Genomic DNA, 24,088 nt, shown 5'->3' with positions numbered 1-24,088 from the left:
TGTCTGATACAGGAGGATAAAATGACTAAATTAAAGTTTGCGATACTGGGCTGTGGGAGAATCTCCTACAAGCATGTTGAAGCATTGATTAACAATAGCGAATATGCAACATTGGTTGCCGTATGCGATATTGACGAGAAGAAAGCATCCGATCGAAAAGAACAGTACGAATCCCATGTTTCGGGTGCAGAGGTAAACGTTTATACAGACTATATGGAAATGCTGAAAAACGAAGAGCTTGATGCCGTGACAATTGCGACAGAGAGCGGTTATCATGCCGAGCATGCCTTTGATTGCATGAACAACGGCGCCCATATTCTTGTTGAAAAGCCGATGGCGCTTTCCGTGGAAGATGCGGATGCCATGATTACGCTCGCAAAAGAAAAAGGCAAGAAAATTTGTGTTTCGCACCAAAACAGATTCAATCCTCCGATTCAGAAGCTTAGAAGAGCTATCGAGGAAGGGCGTTTCGGCCGGATTATGAGCGGAACTGCTCGTATTCTCTGGACCCGGGATATGAATTATTACAATCAGGCGCCATGGCGGGGAACTGCCGCGCTTGATGGCGGTACACTGATGAACCAATGCATTCATAATATTGATTTGTTGCAATGGATGCTTGGAGGCTCAGAAATAGAACGAATCCATGCTGAGCGGGAAACTTTCCTGCGCGATATCGAGATGGAGGACTTTGGCGCGATCCTGATCCGGTTTAAGAACGGCTCGATCGGCATTGTCGAGGGCAGCGCTGTTGTTTATCCGAAAAACCTTGAAGAAACACTCAGCATATTCGGCGAAAAAGGAACAGTTGTCATTGGCGGCCTGGCCGTAAATGAAATCAAGACATGGCAATTTGCGGATGAGCGCGACTACGACAAAGAAGACCATAGTACGGATATTGACAACGTGTACGGCGAAGGCCATACGCCCCTTTATAAAGACTTTATCGATGCCATTAACAATGATACTGAACCTCTTATCAATGGAGAAGAAGGCAAAAAAGCGATGGAAATCATCCTTAGGGCATACGATGTTTCGCCAAAATAAAACTTCTTATTTCAAAACAAAAAACACAGCTGTCGAGCTGTGTTTTTTCTTTGGGGATTTTTTTAAAAATATACCATAAAAATTTATTTTCAATTTCCATAAAAATTCCACACTATTTTACTAGTTTATCCAGTATAATAATATAGCGGAACAGAAACCTTTTTGTCGAAGATTCGTCTATTAATTGGGGACATTTAGCCACGTTGATTATTATCCTTTGAGGATTAGCATGAAATATAGGAGGCATTAGCATGAGTTCACGTTTTGATGGTAAGAAGAAAAAGAGAAAATGGGGGAAAATACTATTAATCTCCACCTTGGTGTTATTATTAGGTGCAGGAGCCTATGTCTTTTCAGTATACAACTCCCTTAATAAGGCTGTAGATACGATGCACCAGAAGATTGACAGGAAGTCTGACAAGCGAAATACTGAGCTGTCATTAAAAGATACCGATCCATTTTCCGTTTTACTATTAGGGGTGGATCAGCGCGCAAATGACAGGGGCCGCTCTGATTCTATTATTGTTATGACAGTTAACCCGCATAAAAACTCTGTTAAAATGCTTAGTATTCCAAGGGATACAAGAACTGAAATTATTGGCAGAGGAACGCAAGATAAAATAAACCATGCTTATGCGTTTGGCGGAGTAGAAATGTCTATGGATACCGTCGAAAACTTCCTTGATATTCCGATAGATTATTTTGTCCAGGTAAACATGGAAGGATTTAAGGATATTGTTGATGCTGTAGGCGGCGTGACAGTCCAAAACAAAAAAGCTTTTGCCTCCCAAGGTGTTCAGTTCTCATCGGGGCAAGTTACTCTTGATGGTAAAGAGGCATTAGCCTATACAAGAATGAGGAAGCAGGATCCTAGAGGGGATTTTGGAAGACAGGAACGGCAACGGCAAATCATCCAGGGGATTATCAGAGAAGGTGCCTCACTGAAAAGCCTGACAAACTATGGCGACATTTTCAGCGCGCTTGGCAACAACCTCAGAACCAATATGACTTTTGATGAAATGGTCACCGTTCAAAGCAAATATAAAGCAGCTGGCAAAAACATTGAACAAATTGAGCTGAAAGGCAATGGCGCCATGATAGGATCAGAAGGAAAAAAGGTTTATTATTATCAGGTGCCTGATGAAGAAAAAGCAAGGGTACAGACGTTGTTAAAAGAACATCTTACAGATGGACAATAATTTAAGCTTATCTTATCTTTTAAAACATCATTATAAAAAAGAAGCTTGCGAAATCGCAAGCTTCTTTTTTATTTGTAACAATTTGCAGTACGCTGTCTTAAATTGATAGTTCCCTTAAAGATCTCGAAAAACTTCTTCATTGCTATGATTCACCATTTTCATTATTCGGCTCTATCAAGAGTGACCTATCATTTATATTAAGAACCATTTTGTACTTATCATTCAGAAAAAAATATAGCTCGCCATTATTACTTTTATGAGTGGCTTCACTCAAAATTTCTTCTAGATTTACTAACCCAAGTGCTAATTCATTTACGAGAATTGCATCTGATTCCTGGGTATCGGGATTAATACGATATTCTGTGGGTCCATAGGAAATGTACTGGTTATTAAATTTATCAGTTCTTTCTCCAGTCTTTCCTCTTACTTTACTTTCAATAAGTTCTTTTTCCTCATTTACAAATACTAAGTAATACTCGTATGCAACTCTAAAAGAGTCCGGAAAAGCTGGTAAGAAGTAATTAGGATCAATTGAAGAAGCATGAGGCTCCCCACTTGGAATCCATATATCCTCTTTATGAACATAACCTTTTAATCCAGCATACGAAATTAAAAAAGAATTATCGAAAGATTCCTCAACAAAGACTTCCTTCATAAAATCTAATGAATTCACTTTTTGTTTTAAATCGGACGAAACAAAAATATCGGCAACTTCTGAATTGATAAAACCAGTTTTATCAATTTTTTCACTGGTTATTTCCTTATTGTCGTCTTTATTAATTGTTTTTTGGGCTGGAGTTTCTGGTTTATTTATTACATTTTTAATTGCCCCAACTAAGTGAATATTGTTAGAAAATAAAACAACGATACTAAACAGGAATAATGATAAAAAAAGAGTAAAGTCTCGTATATTACCTAATTTATATTTTTTCTTCTTACTACTCAGCCTTGATTTACTGGAATACGACAGGTCGTCCTCTTCCGCATATTGCAAATTTAACTTTTCTGTCTTGTATTGTTTTTTCTCTTCCTCACTTAACGAATTGAACCATTTAATAAACTGATTATATTTTTCCAAAACTTCTTCGCTTTCACCAAAATCAACCATTGCACCATAATGAACCCATATTGCTTTATCACAAAATGACCGAATTTGCCCTGCAGAATGGCTAATAAAGAAAATGGTTTTCCCTTGAGCCTTAAATTCATTCATTTTAGTGATACATTTTTGGTAAAAAGTTTGATCTCCTACAGATAATGCTTCATCTACAACCATGACATCTGGATTCGTGTGTGCAGAAATAGCAAAACCGAGACGCGACCTCATTCCACTTGAGTAGTTTTTTACCGGTTGATATATAAAATCTCCCAAATCAGCGAAATCAATTATGCATGGTGTGATTTTTTTAATTTCATCCTTTTTCATACCGTGCATTAAACATTTTAACTCAATATTCTCTAGACCTGTTAAATTATTATTCAATCCTACAGAAATAGCAATGAGTGACGTTTCACCATCCACTTCAATTTTACCGCTTGATGGTGGAACTACTTCGGCCAAAAGATTAGAAAGGGTCGACTTTCCAGACCCATTGATCCCAATTACACCAACCGTTTCACCTTCATATACTTCAAATGATATATCCCTAAGTGCATAAAAACTTTTTTCATTCTTTTTTAATGAAAGTATATTCATAAGTTTATTGCTTTTTATTAGAGAGTATCTTTTATATACATTTTTAAAAACTACCTTAGGCTTTTTATCCATCATAAGCCTCCACATTTAGATATAATCTATAAATTGCTTCCTAAAACGGATGTGAACGACTGAACCGATAAACAGAATCAATAACGTGGTTGACCAAAAGTACAACGTATACTGCCAATCATCAAAAAACCACTGTTGCCCTAAAAATGTATCTCTAAAACCAGCGATTATATAGTAAAGAGGATTTAATTTCAAAATTCCTACAAAAACATCCGGTAACCTATTGATATCCCAAAAAATCCCACTTAAATATAATAACATTCTCATTGAAGACTGAATGATTTGTTGGAAGTCACGTACTATAGTTGATATAGTTGAAAATAATAATGTAGTTGCAAATAAAAAAGCAAAAATACTTAATAGATAGTAGGGTAGCTGGAGTAAGTAGAGACCAGGATTTATCCCGTAAACAAAAAGTATAAAGAATAAAATTAGCAACATTAACATAAAGCCAAATGCTTTACCGACTATAGTAATAGAAGGCAAAACACTTACAGGAAACTTCATTTTTGACACAAGATTCACTTTAGAGTAAATACTATTAGACCCTTGTAAAATTGAACCGCTTAAAAAAAACCAAGGTATAAGCCCGACCATAAGCCAAATAAAGAAGGGGGTTTCACCTACTGGCTTTCCACTCCTTAAACCTACCCCAAAAACAAACCAATATAAAAACAATTGAAGTGCGGGACTTAAAAACTGCCAAAATACCCCTAAGTAATGCCCCTGGTAGCTTCCCTTCACTTCATAAACAGCAAGCCTAATAATCAAATGGATATTAACTATCAACTCTTTTAAGATCGTCATAATCGGCTTCATTAATAATACATCCTTCACCAAAGTATACCTATGCCACAATACATGATTATATCATATTAATAAAAATAAAGATTCAAAAATCCCAACGCCATAATGGTAATATTACCCAATAAAACCTCAATCTCCCAATCATTTTCACAATTATATCGAACTTGGAACAGCAGCATCTGCCCATTTCGGAGAAGAAAACCGATTTGGGGGAATTGGTCTTTTGGTTGCCACTCCCGATAAGTTCGACTAATGGAATAACATATAAGTTAAAACACCAGATTTTATACATGGAATTTTCAATTTATATGTATAAATAGGGGATGAAGTTATAAGGGGGAAATTTTAACGCAAATCATATATTGCATAATATTGGAGCAACATACAATTATCACCAGGAGGACAATTAAAATGATATACACAAAGTCTTTTTATCAAAATTGCTTTAGTAAGTTATCACTAAATGTAAATTAAGATTTTATAGAATCAAAGATTACGAGTAACATTCTTAATGCTCTTCTAAGTAAGCTATCCCAAACGACTTTGAAAACCAAGCCTTTGGGACAGCCTCAATTAAAATACAGAACATTCTATATTACCATAATTAAAATATTTAGCTTTACTTAGCCGGACGGGAGTTTATTACGTCCATAACGTGACAAAAATAATGCCAGGTGTTGTTCAGGACAGCGAAAAGCAAACTTTCTGTACATTATATGTTCGGAGACTATTCTGCGGTTTTAATTATACAGAAGGGTTGCTCTCGCTATGTCAAGGATGGCTACGGAACCTGTTCAAAGTGGCACTAAAATGAGACAGAGATTGCCCACCCTAGTGTCCGTATACAATTCCCCACGGAAATGAAGGAAGCCTTAAAATTGCTTCGGTCCTCAAACCTACCGCCAGTTGAGTTTATATACAACCGCGGACCTGGAGAATAGGTTGTACATTTGATTTCGATAACTTTTTTGAAGTCTCCTGCACAACTTTCATTCTCTAGCAAACTTTTGTATCTGTTCTTTGAGGAAAATGGGGTAATGAGTTGCTAATTCTTCATGTGTGTCGTAATCTTGGATATCTAATTCAACATTTTCAATTCCTAATTGTTTTACCCATTGCATAAAAGGAACAACGTGCTCATTATAGTGTGGTTCTCCACCACCAATATGAATGAGAGTTTTAGGATAAGGTTTTGAAGCTTTCTCTAAAGCATTAAACATTAAAAGATTTGCCCATTTTTTGTTTTCCTCATTTACTTCTCCCACTATGGAACGGAATATGGGTGGACGAATTGACTTTTCAGAAGTCTGACCAAGATAATCCCCCAATAATATTTGTGGTCCACCGGGAATAATGTGACCAGCACCAAAGTGGTATCCGTGGAACAATGCTGCATATCCACCTTTGCTTGACCCAGCAAATATAATATTCTTCTTTTCTATACCTAAATAATTTGAAACGTTTTTGATTAATTTTTGAGTAGCATTAAAGATTTCCATACCTTTTCTTTTGCCTAGATAATAAGAGCTCTTAGTAGTAACGTCTTCTCCATACTCATCTTTGATATAAAGACGATTAATAGGCTCGTCTTTGATGGTTTTAATGTAGTTATATGATTGCTTCGTATTAATCGCCTGAAAAATTACAACCAACTTATCACTACCTTCATATGGGTATAACAAGTATTTGATACCTTCATCCGTTTTGGATTCCGGAAGCAAACGAGTATACTTACCTTCATCAACCCATTTTCCATTATTTAATATTTGATACTTAAACTTATAATTTAAATGTGTGTCTAGTTGATCATAAGGAACTGTCCAAGATGCCTCTTTTGGTATTTTTTGTATAATGGCAAATTCGCTTTTTTCATTATCATAAATTACTAGCCTAACTTCTTCATTTAGCCCTCTATCGAATAAGGGATTAAAAGTAAAAGCTCTTGAATAATTCAAACCCATAGCCTCCTTAATGGACTAGTGAAAACTTTAACCGAACAATTCTGTTTAGAGCAATCAATCTTTATGAAACGAATGTCTTAATCTCCCTAAACTACCTGGGGTAGCTGTTAAAAACAGGTTTCCCCTTTCCCAAGGGACAAAAAACATCATATCTAACTGATCTTCTAACTTATTTTGTCATTGCAAAAAGTAGTAACATCTTCAAAACTAACTTCTATGCAACTCAATTTCATTTTCAGTTATACCTTCAAACAAAGTAGGATTATTAAAATTTTTAATTGTTTTAAATACCTTTCCATTAATTTTTAGGATCTCATAATAATCGGTAAGTATTAAATCAACATTGAAACTTTTCCATTTAAAGTGGATTTCATTTTCTAACCACTTAAAATCTTTGAATTTATCATCTTTTTTTAACGAAATTAAGGTGGCAAATTTCAAATGATTTCCGCACTTTTCCTTAGACCATAAATCGTTGGGTTTAAACTCACCATAAAAATTAGAGGACCACCCTTTAAATGGATCAGTTTCACCTCTACTTTTGATAAAAGGAGTATTATCAATTAAGTCAGTTAGAAAAATTTCTTCATTTTCATCTGAATAACCCGTAATCACATCTTCATCATATATTGTCATTAAATCTTGATTGAAGTTAAAAATCTGTTCTCCTTTAATCAGATCTTTTCCTTTTAATAGATCCAAAACAAGAATATCGCCAGGTTTTAAATAAAAAATAATCCTTCTATGAGTTATTCCTTTTTTGAGGGTATGGAATCCTGAGACGAATCCAATGTTATTTGTGCTCAAAAAGCTTAGAATTCCACTTTTCCCAATGTTTAATCTTGAAATATCAGTTTCAGAATCATTGATTCTCACAGTATTATGGCCATATGTTGAGGTAACGTAAGCACGCTCAGAACGATCATATTGATAAGTAAATTTACCTGCATCTATTAATAGCTGCTTGCCATGCCCATAAAGGATGAAAGATAAATCATCATGGTGTTTATGCACTCTTGAGTGGAACGCCGAATAAAAGGTCATTTGGACTGTATTTTCATCATTATTCCAATCACTTCGGAAGAAAGCATAGCCCCCATCTTTATAATAAGAATCAAGTGGTAATGTAATTTCAAAATTATTCTCTTTCTTAATAGCCTGTAATATTGTATAAATCTCTTTAGGGAGTAAGGACCAATGCTCCCCTGTTATATCAAAGCTTTGTGACTCAGAGTCACCAATAGTAGGAAAAGTACCATCAGGATTCAAAGTATAGATAAAAAACTTTGTTATCTTAATAATCCTATCTTTTAGATAATTTCCTTCCTGTTCGTTTGTTTTACTCATAATGTTATAAAAATTCAAGAGTCTTTCAAGCATTAAGTATATATAATGAGGCGAGTGTTCTAAATATGAACCGTCATCCGCAAAAATATTATTTATCTGCCCCCAAAATCTGTTTATAGCTAACTTATTCCATTCTAAGCTATCTGGTATTTCTTTTAATATAAAGGAAGCTATATAAAGTGATATATCCTGATCCAATCCGTGATTATGCTTAGGCATATAAAAATCAGGATCCGCTAATTTCTCCATATGCTTCCTTGAAATTTTCGAAAGCTCTTTCAGAATCTCCTCATCGCCCACTCTTTGTAAAAAAACTAAGTATAGCTTCACTATATGCAGTAGTCTAAGCGCTGTTGAATGGTCATGCCATCCCATAACAGATAATGAAGATGGATAATTCGCATCATACCATTTATTAACTATGTCATACGCTAAATATAACTTCTCTTTATTCTCATCTACATAGTAGGAATCTATTAGATATGCAACACTTACAAGACAATGATGCCAAAACAACCAGCTTCGATCATTGGCATCTGAAGTCCAAATTTTATCATCTTTTAGTTCAATTGGGGTATACCTTCCACTAACCATATAGATGTCATTCTTGTAATCTTCAAAAATTCTTTCTAGGGTTGCTGGATTATTTACCTTACTGTGTACATCAAGTAAGTCTTTCGCTGACAGTGTATCCATAACTGATGGCATCATAACACCTTCTTATATTCTTTTAATCTATTGTTATACCTAAAATTCTTCCACCACGTTTCTTTAGGAAAGAAACATCCTTTATTTCAGTTAACATTTTTATAGCCTCATATGATGAGAATAAAGATAACACTGAAGATTTAATAGCTGAATAGTCTAAATCAGCTTTATTTACTTGCTCAAAAATCAGCTCCTCCTTCTGCACCACTGTAATCATTTCCCAAGGAGCATATTTAGTTGCCATCATAAGATCCAACAAATAATTTTCATTATAATAGATATCAGGCCTCATAACTGAAATATAGTCACAATCCTTGATTTCTAATAGATTACTATAAGTATCTATAAAGTTTTGAAGATTAAAGATTTCAATGGAAGAGTCTTCCGAGAAACTAATTGCTTGATCGGCTTCGCTAATCAGTATAAGGCGTTTATGCTGATATGTTTGCTTTTGATATTCTGTTACTATTTTATTAATTTCTTCAATAGTTTCAGCCTTGGAAATGACAACTACTTTTTTATGATTCACTGTATAGGGAAGCTGTAGAACATCTATAATTTGTTTCAGACGCACAGAGTAAGTATGATTCATTAAAACTTCTCTAATACCTCTAATAACCCTTCTTCGGTAATCAAACTTATCCGTAAATAGATTTTTTATATCTTCCTTAACCTTTTGCTCATTTTCCGAAAGATATACTATGTCTCCAAAAATGTTCTCTATTCCCTCAGAATAATTACTAATTATTGGAGTTCCGCATGCTAGCGACTCATATACTCTTCGAGCAAACATTGTAGGAGAGTTTTTTACTGTATTAATATTTATTACAACTTTATATCCTTTATAGGCATTATCAATTTCGTAATATTTGAGTGAGCCCCTAATAAATGGCTGTAAATCCTCTGGGTACTGGTTATTTTTTAACAGCCCTTGTTTCACTTTCTCATAATTTCGATCGAATATGGCAAGCCCAAAGGGTTTAACCGCTTCGAATATCCTTAACATATCGACTGATCTTTCTACATGCTTGGCATAATAGGAACCGGCAAAGCTTGCGGCTTCCTCTCGTTCTCCTATAGTAATAGGATTATGGATAGCTGGTTGAGCGGCAAACTGCAAACAAAAAACCTGTTCGTGGCCACATGCTTCTTTATATTTAGGAATCATATTACTATCTGTTGTAAATACAAAATCAAACATTTTCGCTGTTCCTAGAAAATGTTCATAATGGACTGGATCTTCTTTATTCCAGAATATTGTCGGTATATTGTTTTCCTTGCACCAACTTAGAAGTTCTCTCAGTTCTGAAACCGATTCTTCGCCTTGATATTGGACTTTTTTAGTCCAAGTTCCATTGTTGCCTCTCCAGGCTGATTCCACCATTAAAAAATCAGGTCTGTTCTCGGTTAAAACTTCTAACCAATTATCAGGAGTAAAAGTAATTAAGTTACACTCATGAGCAAAGCATTGTTTTGTAAACTCATCAAAGATAGCTGCCATTTTAATATTACTAATTTCATTTCTGGGGAGAACTCCCAAAAGACTAGGCTCTTTCGAATCAATCCATTGCATATTTCCGGATGTTTCAATAATAGGGTACTCTTCCACCTTGAATTCTTGAACAGCTAATTCAGCATGACCGTTTATTTTGAAAGCAATTCTACAGCATTCTACAGAATCTTTAAACTTTATTTTATTTATCTCATTTAATTTAAGAGGGATGATATCCTCCTTACCATTATGAGAATACGTTATAACAATTGGAACAATCCTACCTTCCCCGCTTATGGTTGCATTAACCTTTAACTCATAATAATGGTTTCTTGCAATATTAAACGCGGAGAAATCTGGCACCTTACCAAAACTATTATTTTTAATTGAATAAGAAACATATTTAGTCTTTGTAGATGTAGGTTTGGAGCCTGAAAATATTGTTAAAACATTACTTTTTTCAGAAACTTTTATATCTGATTTTTTTGCAACAAACCATGCTTCTTCATTTAATGGAAGGGAAGTTATATTTGTTGCTTTACGTGGTTTTGAATTTATCCCAATTTTCAAATCCATTAAACTGCCAAATCCTTGAACTCTAAAAATAAACTTAACCCTTTCAACCTCGTTTTTAAATTGAATAAGGTTTGAGGTGTTACATTCAATAAGTTTCACATCTACCGCTGCATTTTCTTTATTGTATCCTAGAGCAATAAGGTCTAGTCTAATATCACCCTTTGCCTCTCCCCTGAAACCTATCTCATAAAAATTGAGGGGCTCAATTTTAAACTGAACGTCTTTATTACTAATTTCAAATAGCGCATGGTTCTTGCTTCCTTGAAGATATGCATAACTTCCTTGAGGTAATTTACAATCCATCGATTCCTTATTCACATCAATGTAATGAGAAAAAATCGCAGGAACATGCAGTTCAAATGGTTTTATGTCAATTATCTGATGAAACTTACCAGTTAAATTTATATTTGGCTCTACCCTGTTTGCATTAAGTAGGAATTTTTCTTGAAAAAATCCTGGAATAGTTAGTAAACCAAGTTTAATTTCCTTTAATGAAAATACTCCGCTACCCTCAAGCTTTATTGCAATACGAAATCGATTCATCTTTGATAAATCAAGCTTTACCTTCATCTTCTTGTTTAAGGGAGCTTTAACTAAACTTATTTTTTGATTTTCCTTATATCCAATAATATAAAGGTTTACTTTGAGTGCGCTTGTTGCATCACCAATCATTTCGCAGTTCAGTATCCCTTCAGTTATTTCCAAGAAGTGTGAAGGGGGTTGAGAAAAATCAACATTTCTTTCTAGATAAGATAAATAGATATGCTTTCCTTCTTCGAGGTCAATATCAAGCTGTTCTCCAGTATTAATAATATTGTTTTCCAGATTATTCAGGTACCACCAATCAGTTCCAATAACATTTTCCATCCCTGCGAATTTTTGCTTATACTTTTTAAGATTTTCTTTAACAGACAGTTTTTTCTCTCTTATTTCTTTAAGCCTTTCTTCCAAATAGTTAATATTCACGTAAATTGCTCCTTGTTTATAACTTTTTTCTCAAAGCCCAATATTTAAGAGTTACTTTTCCTAATCTTGAGTTTTTGAGAGATTTATACCTTTTCTCGATACCTTCTTTTTCCTTTACAACTTTAATTAGTTCTTCATTGAGCCCTTCTGCCAAGGTCAACGTTTTTGTGTACTCTTCCTGAATGTTTAACAATTCTCTGCTAAAACTATTTTTATTTTTTTGATTCGCAACTTTTGCCTCAGAAAGTTCAGACTTTAATTTATTGATCATCTTTTCTAATTCAGAAAGAATGTTTTTAGTATTATCTAACTCAGCTTTCGATTGGTCGTATAGTTGCTGAATGTTTTCTTTTTCTTTCTCAACTTGGCTTATTTTATTGTTAGCTTTATTTATTTCTTCGTTAAAATTATCCTGTACTAAAGAAAGTTGTGTTGCCTTATCATTTACTTCTTCTTCAAGTTTTAGTTGAATCGCGTTTACCTCTTCTGACATTCTTCGAATGCCATTTTTAAGATTTAGTATTTCTTGTTCTTTTGTAATGAGCGCTTTATCTAAATCCTGTTTTCCTTCTAGCAATTTGTTTATTGTTGCAGAAGCTTCTTCTTTATAAGTTTCAAAAGTAACCTCTTTTCTCTCCAATTCGTTTGTTAATTTATTCATTTCTTCATGTGCAACTCTCTTATAATTTTGGTACTCCTCTTTCATTGCATCTAAACTTGTATTAACTTCTCTGATATTTTTTGTAGTTTCTTCTTGTAACAATTTATGTGATAACTTCTCATTGTTAAGATTTTTGATCATCTCTTCCATGCGCTCTCTAATTTTCTTATTGTCAACTTGCAGTCCTGTGATAACACCTTTTTTTTCTTGTAATTCAAGTTTAAGTTGAGCCAAAGCTTCTTGATGAAAATCATCTTTTTTGGCATATTCATTTTTTAATGAAGTTAACATTTCCTCTAACATTGATTTTAAATGTAACGCTTCTAGGTTGTGTTTTTCATTGCTTTTCTTAAAGTCAAAAATGCTTTCGTTCTGAGTATGAATTTGAAACTTTAGTTTTTCATTTTCTTTCTTAATTGCTTGTATTTCTTTCTTTAAATTGGACTCATTTTCTTTTTGCTGGGAAATTTGATTTTTATATTTCGTATTCTGCTCTTTGTAATTATTAAGTTTGTTCACTAATTCTCTTTCTACTAAATAAAAGGCCTTTTCAGCTTCAAAAAATAATTCTTCTGAAACAAAAGTCGGGGTTTTTTCTTTTCCTATCTTTTTCTGACCGATAAAACCAATCCATTTCCCAAAAAATTCGACATTTGATATTTCAAAATAAACGCTTAACTCTTTATAAATCTCCATTAGATATAATGTTCGTTTATGATCTGGAAAATCATTTATCCCAAAAGGCACTGTAACAATAATTTTCCCATTATCAGTTAAGACATTAGAAGCTTTATATAATAACGCGTCCGATGATACAAAATGTTCCAATACTTCTGTAATAATTACTGTATCGAATTTGTGTGCATCAAATTTTTCGTGTAGAAAGTCTCCCTGAATAAAATTAATATTGTTTTTTGTATTATCTTGTTCCTTTCCTAATGCCTCATTTGCTATCTCAATAGATTCTTTTGCTAAATCAATACCAGTTACTTCCTTACCTTCCCTACCAAGCAATATAGATACTATTCCCTGACTGCACCCTACATCCAAAACCTTTTTTCCAACCGAATTTTTTATTATCCAGTGCACCCTGTTTCTAGTCTTTTCTGCTAGTTGTGAACCCAGTTTACCTTCATAAGCTTCATTAATACGATCTAAAAAATGTTCCATTAATATCCCCCTTACAGTAAAAGTAACCTTTAATATATATATCTAAATTTATTGTTAACTTCACGGTATTTAGCTTTGTTTTTCTTCATTTTTAAAGGGTAATTATCTTGAAGGCTAGAATCGTACTAGCATAAGTCCATTAAGATATCTAATTACTTTTTCAGAAAACATACAATCTATTGATAATTCCGCCCCTCATAATAGTATTTATTCTAACATAGTAATTTGAACAACACATTATCTCCAAAAGACTTTTAATTATTGCATCTAAATTTCGACTCTACTATTTCAATTGAGTTGGAGGTTAATTAGAACATGGGGAGACACTGTTCACCCGTTGGAGAAGTGCAAAGTCGGATAAACAGGTAATTTATATACTCTATTAAAACATACCAAAAAGTGTTGCTAAAGGAGAAGTTCGTTCTTTAACAACACTTTTAAAAAGTAAGATTTTAGTTACTATTATTTTGTTAAAACCAGTGCCTTTTGGGTAAATTCATATAGATTTCCAAAGTTAATATAATTGAATTCACCAGAACGGTTTTGAACAATATTTTTCGTGTCGAAAATGACTCTATTCGACATTCCTTGCAGCTTGTCGAATTCAAGTTCCTTAAACTCACTGTGGTCAGTAAGAATAACAATAAGGTCAGAACCGGCTACAGCTTTTTCTATATCCTTGATAACTATATCGCCTTCTACATGGGGATCGAATGTTCTTACTTCATATTTCCCTTCATCCTGTAGCATTTCATAGATTTCCATAGCAGGGCTTTCACGAATATCGTCAACATTTCCCTTATATGTCAACCCAAATAGAGTTACTACTTTACCTTCGGACTGCTCCATTAAGGTATTGATATTTTCAACAACATACTCAGGCATGGAAGTATTTACTTCGCGAGCCAAATGAATCATTTGTGCTTGTTCAGGTGCTTTAGCTACAATAAAGTAAGGATCTACAGCCAGGCAATGGCCGCCAACACCTGGGCCCGGATAGTGAAGGTTTACACGTGGATGTTTATTGGCCATTTCAATAACATCCAAGGTATTTATTTCTAATTCGTTACATACCTTAGTTAATTCATTCGCAAGCGCAATGTTCACATCACGGAAGGTATTTTCCATTAACTTGGACATTTCCGCAGTCTTTGCGTTCGTCCTAATAATTTCTCCCTTGACAAAAGTTCCATAAACTTTTGCGCCCGCTTCTGTACAAGCCGGTGTTAATCCGCCTACAATGCGATTATTATAGATTAGCTCATGCATAATTTGGCCTGGAAGAACCCGCTCTGGACAATGTACGAGGTAAATATCTTCTCCGACAACAAATCCTGCAGCTTCGACTGCTGGTTTTACATAATCATCCATACTTCTTGGAGCAATGGTCGACTCAACGATAAGTACATTTCCTTTTTTCAAATACGGAACTACGTTGTTAACTGCACTGAGAACGTAAGAGAGGTCACATGATTTATACATGTCATCATGATTAGGAGTTGGAACAGCAACAATGAAAGCATCTGCTTGCTCAGGAGTCAATGAAGCACGAAATTTTCCCTTTTCGATAACCTCTGTCAAAGCGTCCTGTAGGCCAGGCTCCTCAATATGAATTTTTCCGGAATTCAAAGACTCAATAACATCTGGACGGACATCTACTCCAATTACATCGACATTGTGCTTTGCAAACATGATTGAGGTTGGCAACCCAATATAACCTAAACCTACAGTACAAACTTTCATTCTCTTATTCCTCCTAAATATTTCCTTCTTATATATTAAATGATTTGGTCATAAATTGACAGAAAAACTTTTTTTTCCTGTTCCCAATTATACTTTTCTTTCGCAGTTAGACAATTCCTGCTATATTGATTTCTCAATTCTTCATCTTCCAACAATATATTTACAGCGCGGGCAATATCTTTATAATCGTGAGAATCTACACAAATACCAACTTGCTCTTCCACGACTACCCTTTTAATCTCCGGGAAACTGCATGCTACGACCGGCACACCGCTCATCATATATTCAAAAAGCTTGTTCGATGAAGCAGACCAATGATTAAAACATACATTATTTAAAACCTGAAAGCCAAGATATGCATTCCTGGTAAACTTGGGCAAATCTTCCAATAAGGCCTTTGGTATGAATTTTACTCGATTGTGTAAATTCATTGCTTCTACCATTTTTACTAGTTCTGGCTTTTGCTTGCCGTCACCCACTAATACCAAAGTCCCCTTTTTAAAGAGAGGTACAGCCTTAATCAGCTTTTCCAACCCCCGTCCAACTTGAATTCCTCCTTGATATAGAAGAATTTTCTCATCTTTCGGCAAGTTAAACATTTGATGGATGGAGATCACTTCAGTCCCTTCCCCAATATGTTTGAAGGGATAATTATGAACGACATTCGGGTAAAAACCGTATAATTCTTCATTAAATTTTGCCCTTGTATCATTTTCGACAATCATCGTATCAATTTTCTTCACTAAAAATGATTCCAATTTCCCATAAACCGGACTGTTATAACCGGTTCTGCTCGTTTGAACTTCATGAGAATCATAAACTAGTTTTTTCTTTTTGAATCTCCACTTCGCCGATACATATCCTTGAATAAGCGTATTCAGGTCATTGGAATGATAAATATCATACTTCTTTAGGCGAGCCCTTGCGACCATCCGTATATAGATATTCGCTTTTACCCACCACGGAATTAACTTCAGTTTATAAATGGCTCCAAGAAGCAAAGTTATAAATATCGTAAAGATGGGCCATAAATACGCAAGAACTCCCCAGCCGAGCAGGTAAAAAATTGCTTTCCATTTATCCTTCTTTACAGATTTAATAACCATTTGAATCAAATCTAGCATTAGCGGATATCTCCTTACGCGGTAAACATGGAAGTGTTCATTTCTCTTTTCCATTTTGGCCATGTTTTTAGCAGCTGGATCATGTATACAGATTAAATCGACAGAATACTCACTTTCAGATAGGGCTGCACATTCCCTTAACACCCTGGCATCGTTGGTGAAGTGATTCCAAACGAACATACATACTTTTTTTCTACTCATTTATTATTCCCTTGCCTTCTTTGGGTTCATTATTTTCTTCTATTCGAGAAATAAGTTCGTAAATATTCTTTTCCCATAAAAAATGTTTTTTTATAAACTGAATTGCATTTTTTGAAATTGATTCACGCAAAGCAGGATTGGTTTTCAAAAATACTATATGGTTAACAATTTCATCTATATTGCGACTCTCAGATACAAAACCTAAACTTTCTCTTTCAATGATTTCCTTCGCATATCCATCCACAGAGGCTACAATTGGAAGCCCACATGTCATGTAATCAATTATTTTTCCGGGCAATACAGTGTTAAAAACCTGACTGTCATTAAGGGAAACAAATCCCACATCATGAGCCAAATTTAATTCGAGGCACTCCCGCCTTGTTGTAGGGGAGTGAAAAGTCACATTCGCCAACTTATTTTTGGCAACGAAATCAATGAACTCCTGTTTTTTCATTCCATATCCTACCATACTTAAAGGGATGTCCTGTTCATCAAGACAGAAAGCCAATTTTTTCAAAACATCAATATCTTGAGCGAGTCCAATATTTCCAGTATAAATGACTTTGAACTTTTTTCTGGATGATGGGTCCTTACTCTGGGGAATCTCTTTTAAAAGCGCTGAATTAGGCATGAATCCTATTTTCTTTGGCGCTACTCCTGATTTTTCAATAATGTAACTTTTAAATCCGCCACTATTCACAATAATATGTTCAGATTGCTTATAAAGAAATCTTTCAAAATATGAAAAAGTATTGATAATCCAGTTATAATTAAATACCCCTACACCCTTTAATGATTCTGGCCAAAGATCCCTTATTTCTGTTATTAATGGGCATTTGTATTTATATTTAGCAACAACCCCTACAAAGCCAACGAAAATAGGTGGAGAGGAAACAAAGATAACATCATATTTCTGCTTGTCCTTCAAAACAAGAAAAAACAGCTTGAATGCCATTTCGAGGTAATAAAACAATCTATTAAATAAGCTCCTTGAATATTTCCTGTTCGCAATCTTTACTCTATTAATAAACTCATTATTAAATGAACCCTCTTCATCCCAAAATTTCTTATCCTCATACAGTTTTTTATTGGGGTAAGTCGGTTCGGTTGTCAGGATATGAACTTCATAACCATTCTCCCAAAGTAACTTATAGATGTTTTTCATCCGGTTCCCCGCACTGCCAATTTCAGGATAAAAACCTTGAGCGATCATGAGGACCTTTTTTTTCATATAAGAAGGCGCTCCTCTACAAAAATACCCAAAAAAGCAATTTTTTCGGGCATTTTGTTTAAACTTGTATGACATTGTAAAAGCTTATCGTTTGCCAACGAATTTCCTGTTTTTTTCCTAATTATTTTAACATAAAGATATTGGAAATAAAATAGCTTCTTTCATAACTAATTGAAAGGCTTTATCTCGCCATTCTTTATACTGACCTTCTATTCTTTTTTTCACAACAAACAAAACAATCGAGATTATAAACCGATATACCGGAAAGATAAACGAAGTGACCGACTCAAACCCTACAAGTGGTATTTTTTCAATGTTATTTTCAGGAAGAAACAACATCAGTTGATGGACCGAATTGAATTTAACCGGTCAGTGAAAACCTGACCTCAGTATATTTAAAAGGTGGTAGAAGCACAGATGGTACTGGTGGCAGTACAGTTAATGCCAAAGGAGTATTAACTACAAATGAGATGACAATCCTGCTAGGAGATAAAACAGTCACTTCCTTCAATGCTATATCAGGTATAAATAGAATTTTTCAGCTAACTGTAGGGGGACCTAAGTAATCGCTTGGCTACATATGTAATGTTTTATATAGTGCTAATCTAAAAAAATGTACACTTTTCCCTTTCTTTTACTATTATGTGATACAATAAATTGCAAATTTGGTTCTAAAGGAGGATAAAAGTGTGCAATTATTTCTTGCTTATAAATTTTTCAAAGAAGTAAGTGCTGATGAATTACTTGAACGGAAAGACCGCGTAGCGAAATATTATTTTTCTTCATTAGAAAAAGAAAGGTTGCAATACAACCATTCTGCTTGCAGTAATATTGGTCTATTTTTTTGGCAATCTGAAAACAAAAAATATAAATTTCCAGCTTGGCAGGAAGATAATGAATATGTTTCCTGCTTTACTTATGCTCCTAAGGGGTGGGAGCAAACTTTACATTCGCCAGTTGGCATTAATGAGGCTCCGTTACTTTTTACAAGGAGAATAAAGCAGGATCCTTCGTTAATGAGTTTAATGACTCCGCCTTTAATTTTTTGTTACCTTGATAAAATGAATAAGAGTATTAAGATTTATAACGATAGCTTGGGTATGGGAAAACTATACGAACTTCAAACGGATGAAGGGGTAGTTTACTCTAACAAACTAGCTGCCCTTTACCTTTTCATGAATAAGAGAGCAGAAATGGACATGTACACATGGCAAGTTTTTTCAGCTGTTGGGTGGTTAATGGGGGATACAAGTCCAATTAAAGGGTCGGTTCGAGTTAAGCCAAGTATCGAAATTACTTTAAATAATGAAATGAATGTTCCAAAAGTGGTAAAACAAACTGGCGGTTTATCTTCGTGGGTGTCACCGAGAAGGTTAGATGGAAGTGCATTTGATGAGGAAATTACTAATATCTTAGAGTCAACCCGTTCCTTCTTTCGAATGTTTGATTTCCCTGTCAATTCTCTACTATCAGGAGGAAAAGATTCCAGAGTTTCCTCTGCAATATTAATTAAATCTGGAGTTGACTCTACATTTACAACATTTGGCCCTATAGCAGGAGAAATTGAAACTGCAAAAAACTTAATGCAGTTAGTGAATTTAGAGGACAGGCATATTGTGAATGATCGAAAAAGTGAAAAAGCAAGAGAAAATCCCGTGGATTTGAAAGATAGGTTAAACTTATTACATTTTGCATATGATGGTGATTACCCACCAGTAAGGCAAGCTGGGAGGGTCAGCATTAACCAGTTCTATAATATTACTAGCGCATCTTGTGTCGGAGCTGGAGGCGAAATAGCAACCGCAAATTACTACGGAAATGATCGTATTTACCAGAGTATTATTGATAAGGGGGAGGATGGGCCTCGTTGGAGACTTTTAAGGTATTTAAAAAGCTCAGCCGGGAATGATGAAATAGCTGAAAATGTAGATAAAGAAGTTTGGGCGTTATTTGAAGAAGCTAAACAATTAGGAATCCAAGGATTAAATGCTATGGATTATTTTTATTTAAAAGAAAGATTAAGACGTTGGGCTCCTATTAGCGGAGTAATGAACAATTTTACGCCTTTTGCTACACCTGGGTTTATTAGATTATCATTTGACCTAACGCCAAATGAAAGAAGAGATTATAAACTACACAGAAACATTCTGGAGACATTAATTCCTCAATGGGCAGATGTTCCTTTTTATAAAGACAATATAGTAAAAACAGGTATCGATGAAAAGGCTGCTAATAACATGAGGATTTGGCAAAACGAAGATAAAGAGTATATTACGGAGATTATTAATAATAAAGATATTTGGAAGAGTTTTTATAATGAAATGGAAATAAGGGATTTATGGGAAAGAGCAATATCTGGAGAATTTTTATATCCCCGATACGAATCCACTTTTCAAAGAATAGCCTGGATTTGTTCATACGAAGATCACATAAAAAAATTAAACCAAAACTTAAGTTTTGAAAATATTGATAGTTGATAATTTATTTTAAACCTAAGAAGAAGACATTTTGAAAAAAGGGAAATCAAAAATGTCTTCTTACGAGACTAGTAAGGATTCTTAGTTATTATTCTTCTTGTAAATCAATCTAAAAATAAAATTGGACAGTAACAGGGGTCACCATAAGGTGGCTCTTTTGTTTTAGGAGGTGGTACATTAATAAAATTTTTAGGTCGGCCCTACAACCGGTGGCCACCTTGGAAAACGCCTATAATATAGGCTATGAAGAAATATTTAATGCGCTTTGGTTGGCGTACTTTACGCTGCCATTAAATAGAAAACCCTCTATTGCCAGCCCTTGATTTACTTAGAGGTTGGGATTATGAAGAGTATATTGGACTGTTCATAATCCTTCCTTTACTCACTGTAAAAAAACATTACAAATGAAATTACCTACACGTTAGAGCACATACAGTGACTGTGCTAAATGACGTGCTCTTTTTATATCATCTGTCCGACCAAATGACGAATGCCCAAAATTTGCAAAAAGGTTTTTGATAGGCAGACATCTACGCGATGGAGATTGGAGAAAAGTGAACTTTGTTCGATATTTCTAGTACAAATGGAAAAACCAAAACCTTCTGTCAGCCCCTACGAAACATTCGGCAACCATACAGCCTCTAATAAAAACTCTATGGTATTCGTAAAAGCTTTTAAATCAATCTACCAACAAGGCATCAAAAAACACAGTTATTCCTTTTGACGCTGAAACTTTCTTCCCTTTTACAACCACCTTAATCACATGGTTCCCCGCTGTTAAGTCATTCTTCTCAAACAAAACAGCCTTGTAAACCGGAGTATCTGAGTACGAGCTAACCGTTTTGGCCAATTTTCCGTCGATATAAACATCCGCCAGCCCTCCAGATGTTCCTTTATATCCGAGTAGCTTGATGGAACGCCCGGTAAAGGTTAATTGGGCTGTCCTGCCTGAAGTCGAAGCAGATAGTGCTTTTCCGCCGCTATGTTTGGAGTTTGTAACCGTCGACCAGCTTCCACCGAGCTGCATTCTGTTTTCTTGTACAACTGTTTGCTTAGGGGCCGATATCGTAAATCCATCTAGGTAAACTGCAGTACCTGTCGATGCAGCGGCTTTTTGCCCTTTTACAACAATCCTTATTTTATGCGCGTCGGATGTTAATCCGGCTTTTTCGTAGACAACTGATTTATATTGTGTATTTGGCGCGTGCGTATTGACGGTTTTATCTAGCTTTCCATCAATATAAACTTCAAATAAACCGCGGTTTGCTGCTTTAGACGCGAATAGTTTAACACTATTGCCTGTAAAAGAAAGTTCCATTGTACTTCCAGCTTTTGAACTGAACGATGCCGCCCCCCCGGAATACGAGTTGTTTTTGCTCGTTGACCAGGTGCCTGTTTTTTTGATTGTAGAGTGGTTGTCTTCCACCGTGTATGTTGTAGAACTCCCAAAGACAGTAATGGCATCGACATTAATAGCTTTCGCTGTTTTGCTCGCTGTACTGCCAGATTTTCCTGTCCACTCGACCCTGAGAGTATGCCGACCTGGCGTTAAGCCTGTTTTTTCAAAAAGGGTTGAATTAAATTCGTTGGCAGATGAGTTAAGGTTTATTAAGGTTGAGACTCCGTCAACCGAAATTTTTGCGTACCCCTGAGTAGGATTCTTCAATCCGGTCAGTCTGATGCCCGTACCATTGAACACGAACTGCATCGCCCCGCCGCTTGCGTTTACCGAATGATATGTTCCTCCGGAGGCATTGCTATTCGTTACCTTGCTCCAACTGCCTGAATAGACTATCCCTGCCGATGTATTTTCATAAAAAGCGGACGGGTCACCCAATTGGTTTTTTAATGTATAGGAACCTTTTCCCTTTTTGCCGTAGACATCAATATAGTATGTTCCAGCTGACGGGGCCCGAAACACGATTGATTCCGAAGAGGTTCCGCTTTTTTGCGATCTGGCCAAAACCTTCCCGTTTTCATATAGCACTGTTTTTGCCGATCGATCAAATAGGAACAAATCAAAATCAGTGCCAGTGGCGCCAGTTAGGGATAGTGAGATTCTTTCCCCTTTTTGAAGTTTTACGGAATACACATCGTCCATATCATTTACATTATTTAAAGCTCCCGTTATTTGGGATCCTGATAACGGTACACCCGGCAGTTCATCGTCCGCTGTATAATGAACGGCTCTGCCTGCGCTAATCATCCTTCCGGTCCCAACCCATTTGTCGAGGCCGGGGACAGGGATGCCTGATTTAAGAATCGTGTTTTTTATTTGGCTAACTGAATATTTCGGATTGGCGCTAAGGACCAAGGCAGCAGTTCCCGCTACATGGGGAGCGGCCATGGATGTGCCATCAAAATGGGCATAACGATTGCGCGGTACCGTGCTTAATATGGCCAAACCCGGTGCGGCTACATCAATCGTTTTTATTCCATAATTCGAGAAATCTGTCAGATAACCGCTGTTATCCATCGCCGCGACTGAAATAATGTTAGGAAGATCAAAGCTTGCCGGGACAGTACGATAGGCTCCATCGTTATTATTGCCATCATTTCCGGCGGCGACAATGAAGAGGCCATTTGTATTTTTAATCGCATCATAGAGTGCTGGGCTGTTGCCGTATCCTCCCCAGGATAGGTTGAAAATCTTCACTCCCTTTGCCTTTGCATACTCGATCGCCTCAATCGCGCCCGCATCCGTCCCTGAGTTGGCGCCCATAAATTTCAACGGCATGATTTTGACATTTGGCGCAATGCCGATTACCCCTCGATCATTCGCTGATGCTGCAATCGTTCCCGCAACATGGGTGGCGTGCTCATCTATAAATGGATCATCGAAAACCGTTCGGTTATTGCTGTAAAAGTCCCAGCCATTGAGATCATCAATGTAGCCATTCCCATCATTGTCAATCCCGTCTGCCACAGTTCCCTCACCAGGGTTCCGCCAGATATTTTCTTTTAAATCCGGGTGATTGATATCGATGCCGCTGTCGATTACCGCTACGACAACAGAATGGCTTCCCTTTGTTTTCGTCCAGGCTGTTTCGGCATTTATGTCGAAGCCGCTGACTCCGGGATAGTCCTGGATTGTTTGCCCTGTATTTTTAAGTCCCCATAATTGGGAGAAATAAGGATCGCTGACAGCTGTTTTTTGCCTTATATAATTCGGTACCGCATATTCTACAAATCCTGATTTTTCAAGGACTGCTAAGACCTCTTCGACAGATTTGTTATGAGGGATTTTTACGAGAATGCCGCCAAAGCTTTTATATTTCTTTGTAAAACGAAGGCCGAGGTTTTTGCTAAGATTGCTTATTGAACTTTGAAGCGTATCATTCCGAAACTTAATAATGATTTCATCTTTTACATAATCGTCTTTACGTGGAATCGTTTTGTGGGATGTGACTTTCCCAGCTAATGGATAGGGGTATTGATCCTTTTGGATTGGCTGCTGCTGTAATACTGTAGCTTGACCCTTCTCTCTTTTTTCTCCTTGAACGGTTAAAGGAAACATGAGCATCCATACCAATCCTATTAAACTAAAACGCCTAAAATATTTCCCCATTGCATCCTCCTGCTGTCCTTATTAAGAATCTACTTTATTTTA

The 24,088-nt window shown here is 35.7% G+C and carries 13 protein-coding genes; 3 read left to right on the top strand and 10 right to left on the bottom strand.

Features of this window, described 5'->3' with window-relative positions:
- Positions 1-21 precede the first annotated feature (21 nt).
- Both D1B31_RS15915 and tagU read left to right on the top strand, forming a co-directional pair.
- Complete coding sequence (locus tag D1B31_RS15915) at positions 22-1,047, top strand: Gfo/Idh/MocA family protein (protein ID WP_118922165.1); 1,026 nt, start codon at positions 22-24, stop codon at positions 1,045-1,047.
- Between the two features lie 251 nt (positions 1,048-1,298).
- Positions 1,299-2,246: a polyisoprenyl-teichoic acid--peptidoglycan teichoic acid transferase TagU gene (gene tagU / locus D1B31_RS15910; protein WP_118922163.1), complete on the top strand. Its 948-nt coding sequence runs from the start codon at positions 1,299-1,301 to the stop codon at positions 2,244-2,246.
- Positions 2,247-2,388: 142 nt separating this feature from the next.
- Here the strand turns inward: tagU and tagH are convergent, their stop codons facing one another.
- From tagH to D1B31_RS15865, 9 genes are all read right to left on the bottom strand, one after another.
- The gene (gene tagH, locus D1B31_RS15905) at positions 2,389-4,017 is read right to left on the bottom strand and encodes a teichoic acids export ABC transporter ATP-binding subunit TagH (RefSeq protein WP_158587572.1); all 1,629 of its coding nucleotides are present in this window, start codon (positions 4,015-4,017) and stop codon (positions 2,389-2,391) included.
- A gap of 12 nt (positions 4,018-4,029) precedes the next feature.
- The gene (locus D1B31_RS15900; protein WP_118922158.1) at positions 4,030-4,833 is read right to left on the bottom strand and encodes an ABC transporter permease; all 804 of its coding nucleotides are present in this window, start codon (positions 4,831-4,833) and stop codon (positions 4,030-4,032) included.
- Positions 4,834-5,810: 977 nt separating this feature from the next.
- Positions 5,811-6,776 carry a hypothetical protein gene (locus D1B31_RS15895; protein ID WP_118922156.1) on the bottom strand — a complete coding sequence of 322 codons (966 nt, stop codon included), beginning with the start codon at positions 6,774-6,776 and terminating at the stop codon, positions 5,811-5,813.
- Positions 6,777-6,989: 213 nt separating this feature from the next.
- Complete coding sequence (locus tag D1B31_RS15890) at positions 6,990-8,840, bottom strand: heparinase II/III domain-containing protein (RefSeq protein ID WP_118922154.1); 1,851 nt, start codon at positions 8,838-8,840, stop codon at positions 6,990-6,992.
- Between the two features lie 19 nt (positions 8,841-8,859).
- On the bottom strand, positions 8,860-11,871 hold the full coding sequence (locus tag D1B31_RS15885) for a CgeB family protein (RefSeq protein WP_118922152.1): 3,012 nt from the start codon (positions 11,869-11,871) through the stop codon (positions 8,860-8,862).
- A 16-nt stretch (positions 11,872-11,887) separates the two neighbouring features.
- Positions 11,888-13,702, bottom strand: a complete 1,815-nt coding sequence (locus D1B31_RS15880) for a methyltransferase domain-containing protein (protein ID WP_118922150.1) — start codon at positions 13,700-13,702, stop codon at positions 11,888-11,890.
- Between the two features lie 462 nt (positions 13,703-14,164).
- Positions 14,165-15,445 carry a nucleotide sugar dehydrogenase gene (locus D1B31_RS15875; protein ID WP_118922148.1) on the bottom strand — a complete coding sequence of 427 codons (1,281 nt, stop codon included), beginning with the start codon at positions 15,443-15,445 and terminating at the stop codon, positions 14,165-14,167.
- 35 nt (positions 15,446-15,480) lie between these two features.
- A complete protein-coding gene (locus D1B31_RS15870) occupies positions 15,481-16,770 on the bottom strand; it encodes a glycosyltransferase (protein WP_118922146.1) in 1,290 nt (429 codons plus the stop codon).
- Positions 16,763-18,001: a glycosyltransferase family 4 protein gene (locus D1B31_RS15865; RefSeq protein WP_118922144.1), complete on the bottom strand. Its 1,239-nt coding sequence runs from the start codon at positions 17,999-18,001 to the stop codon at positions 16,763-16,765. Before D1B31_RS15865 ends, D1B31_RS15870 begins: the two co-directional genes overlap by 8 nt.
- Positions 18,002-18,690: 689 nt before the next feature.
- Between D1B31_RS15865 and D1B31_RS15860 the strand changes: the two genes are divergently transcribed.
- Positions 18,691-20,478 carry a hypothetical protein gene (locus D1B31_RS15860; protein WP_118922141.1) on the top strand — a complete coding sequence of 596 codons (1,788 nt, stop codon included), beginning with the start codon at positions 18,691-18,693 and terminating at the stop codon, positions 20,476-20,478.
- A gap of 679 nt (positions 20,479-21,157) precedes the next feature.
- On the opposite strand, the gene D1B31_RS15855 is transcribed toward D1B31_RS15860, so the two are convergent.
- Entirely contained in the window at positions 21,158-24,046 is a 2,889-nt protein-coding gene (locus D1B31_RS15855; protein ID WP_118922139.1) for a S8 family serine peptidase, read from the bottom strand.
- Between the last annotated feature and the right edge of the window lie 42 nt (positions 24,047-24,088).

Source organism: Neobacillus notoginsengisoli, from assembly GCF_003515685.1.
Classification (GTDB): domain Bacteria; phylum Bacillota; class Bacilli; order Bacillales; family Cytobacillaceae; genus Bacillus_D; species Bacillus_D notoginsengisoli.
Note: the sequence above shows the minus strand (reverse complement) of the source record. Positions and strands in the feature narration are given on the sequence as shown.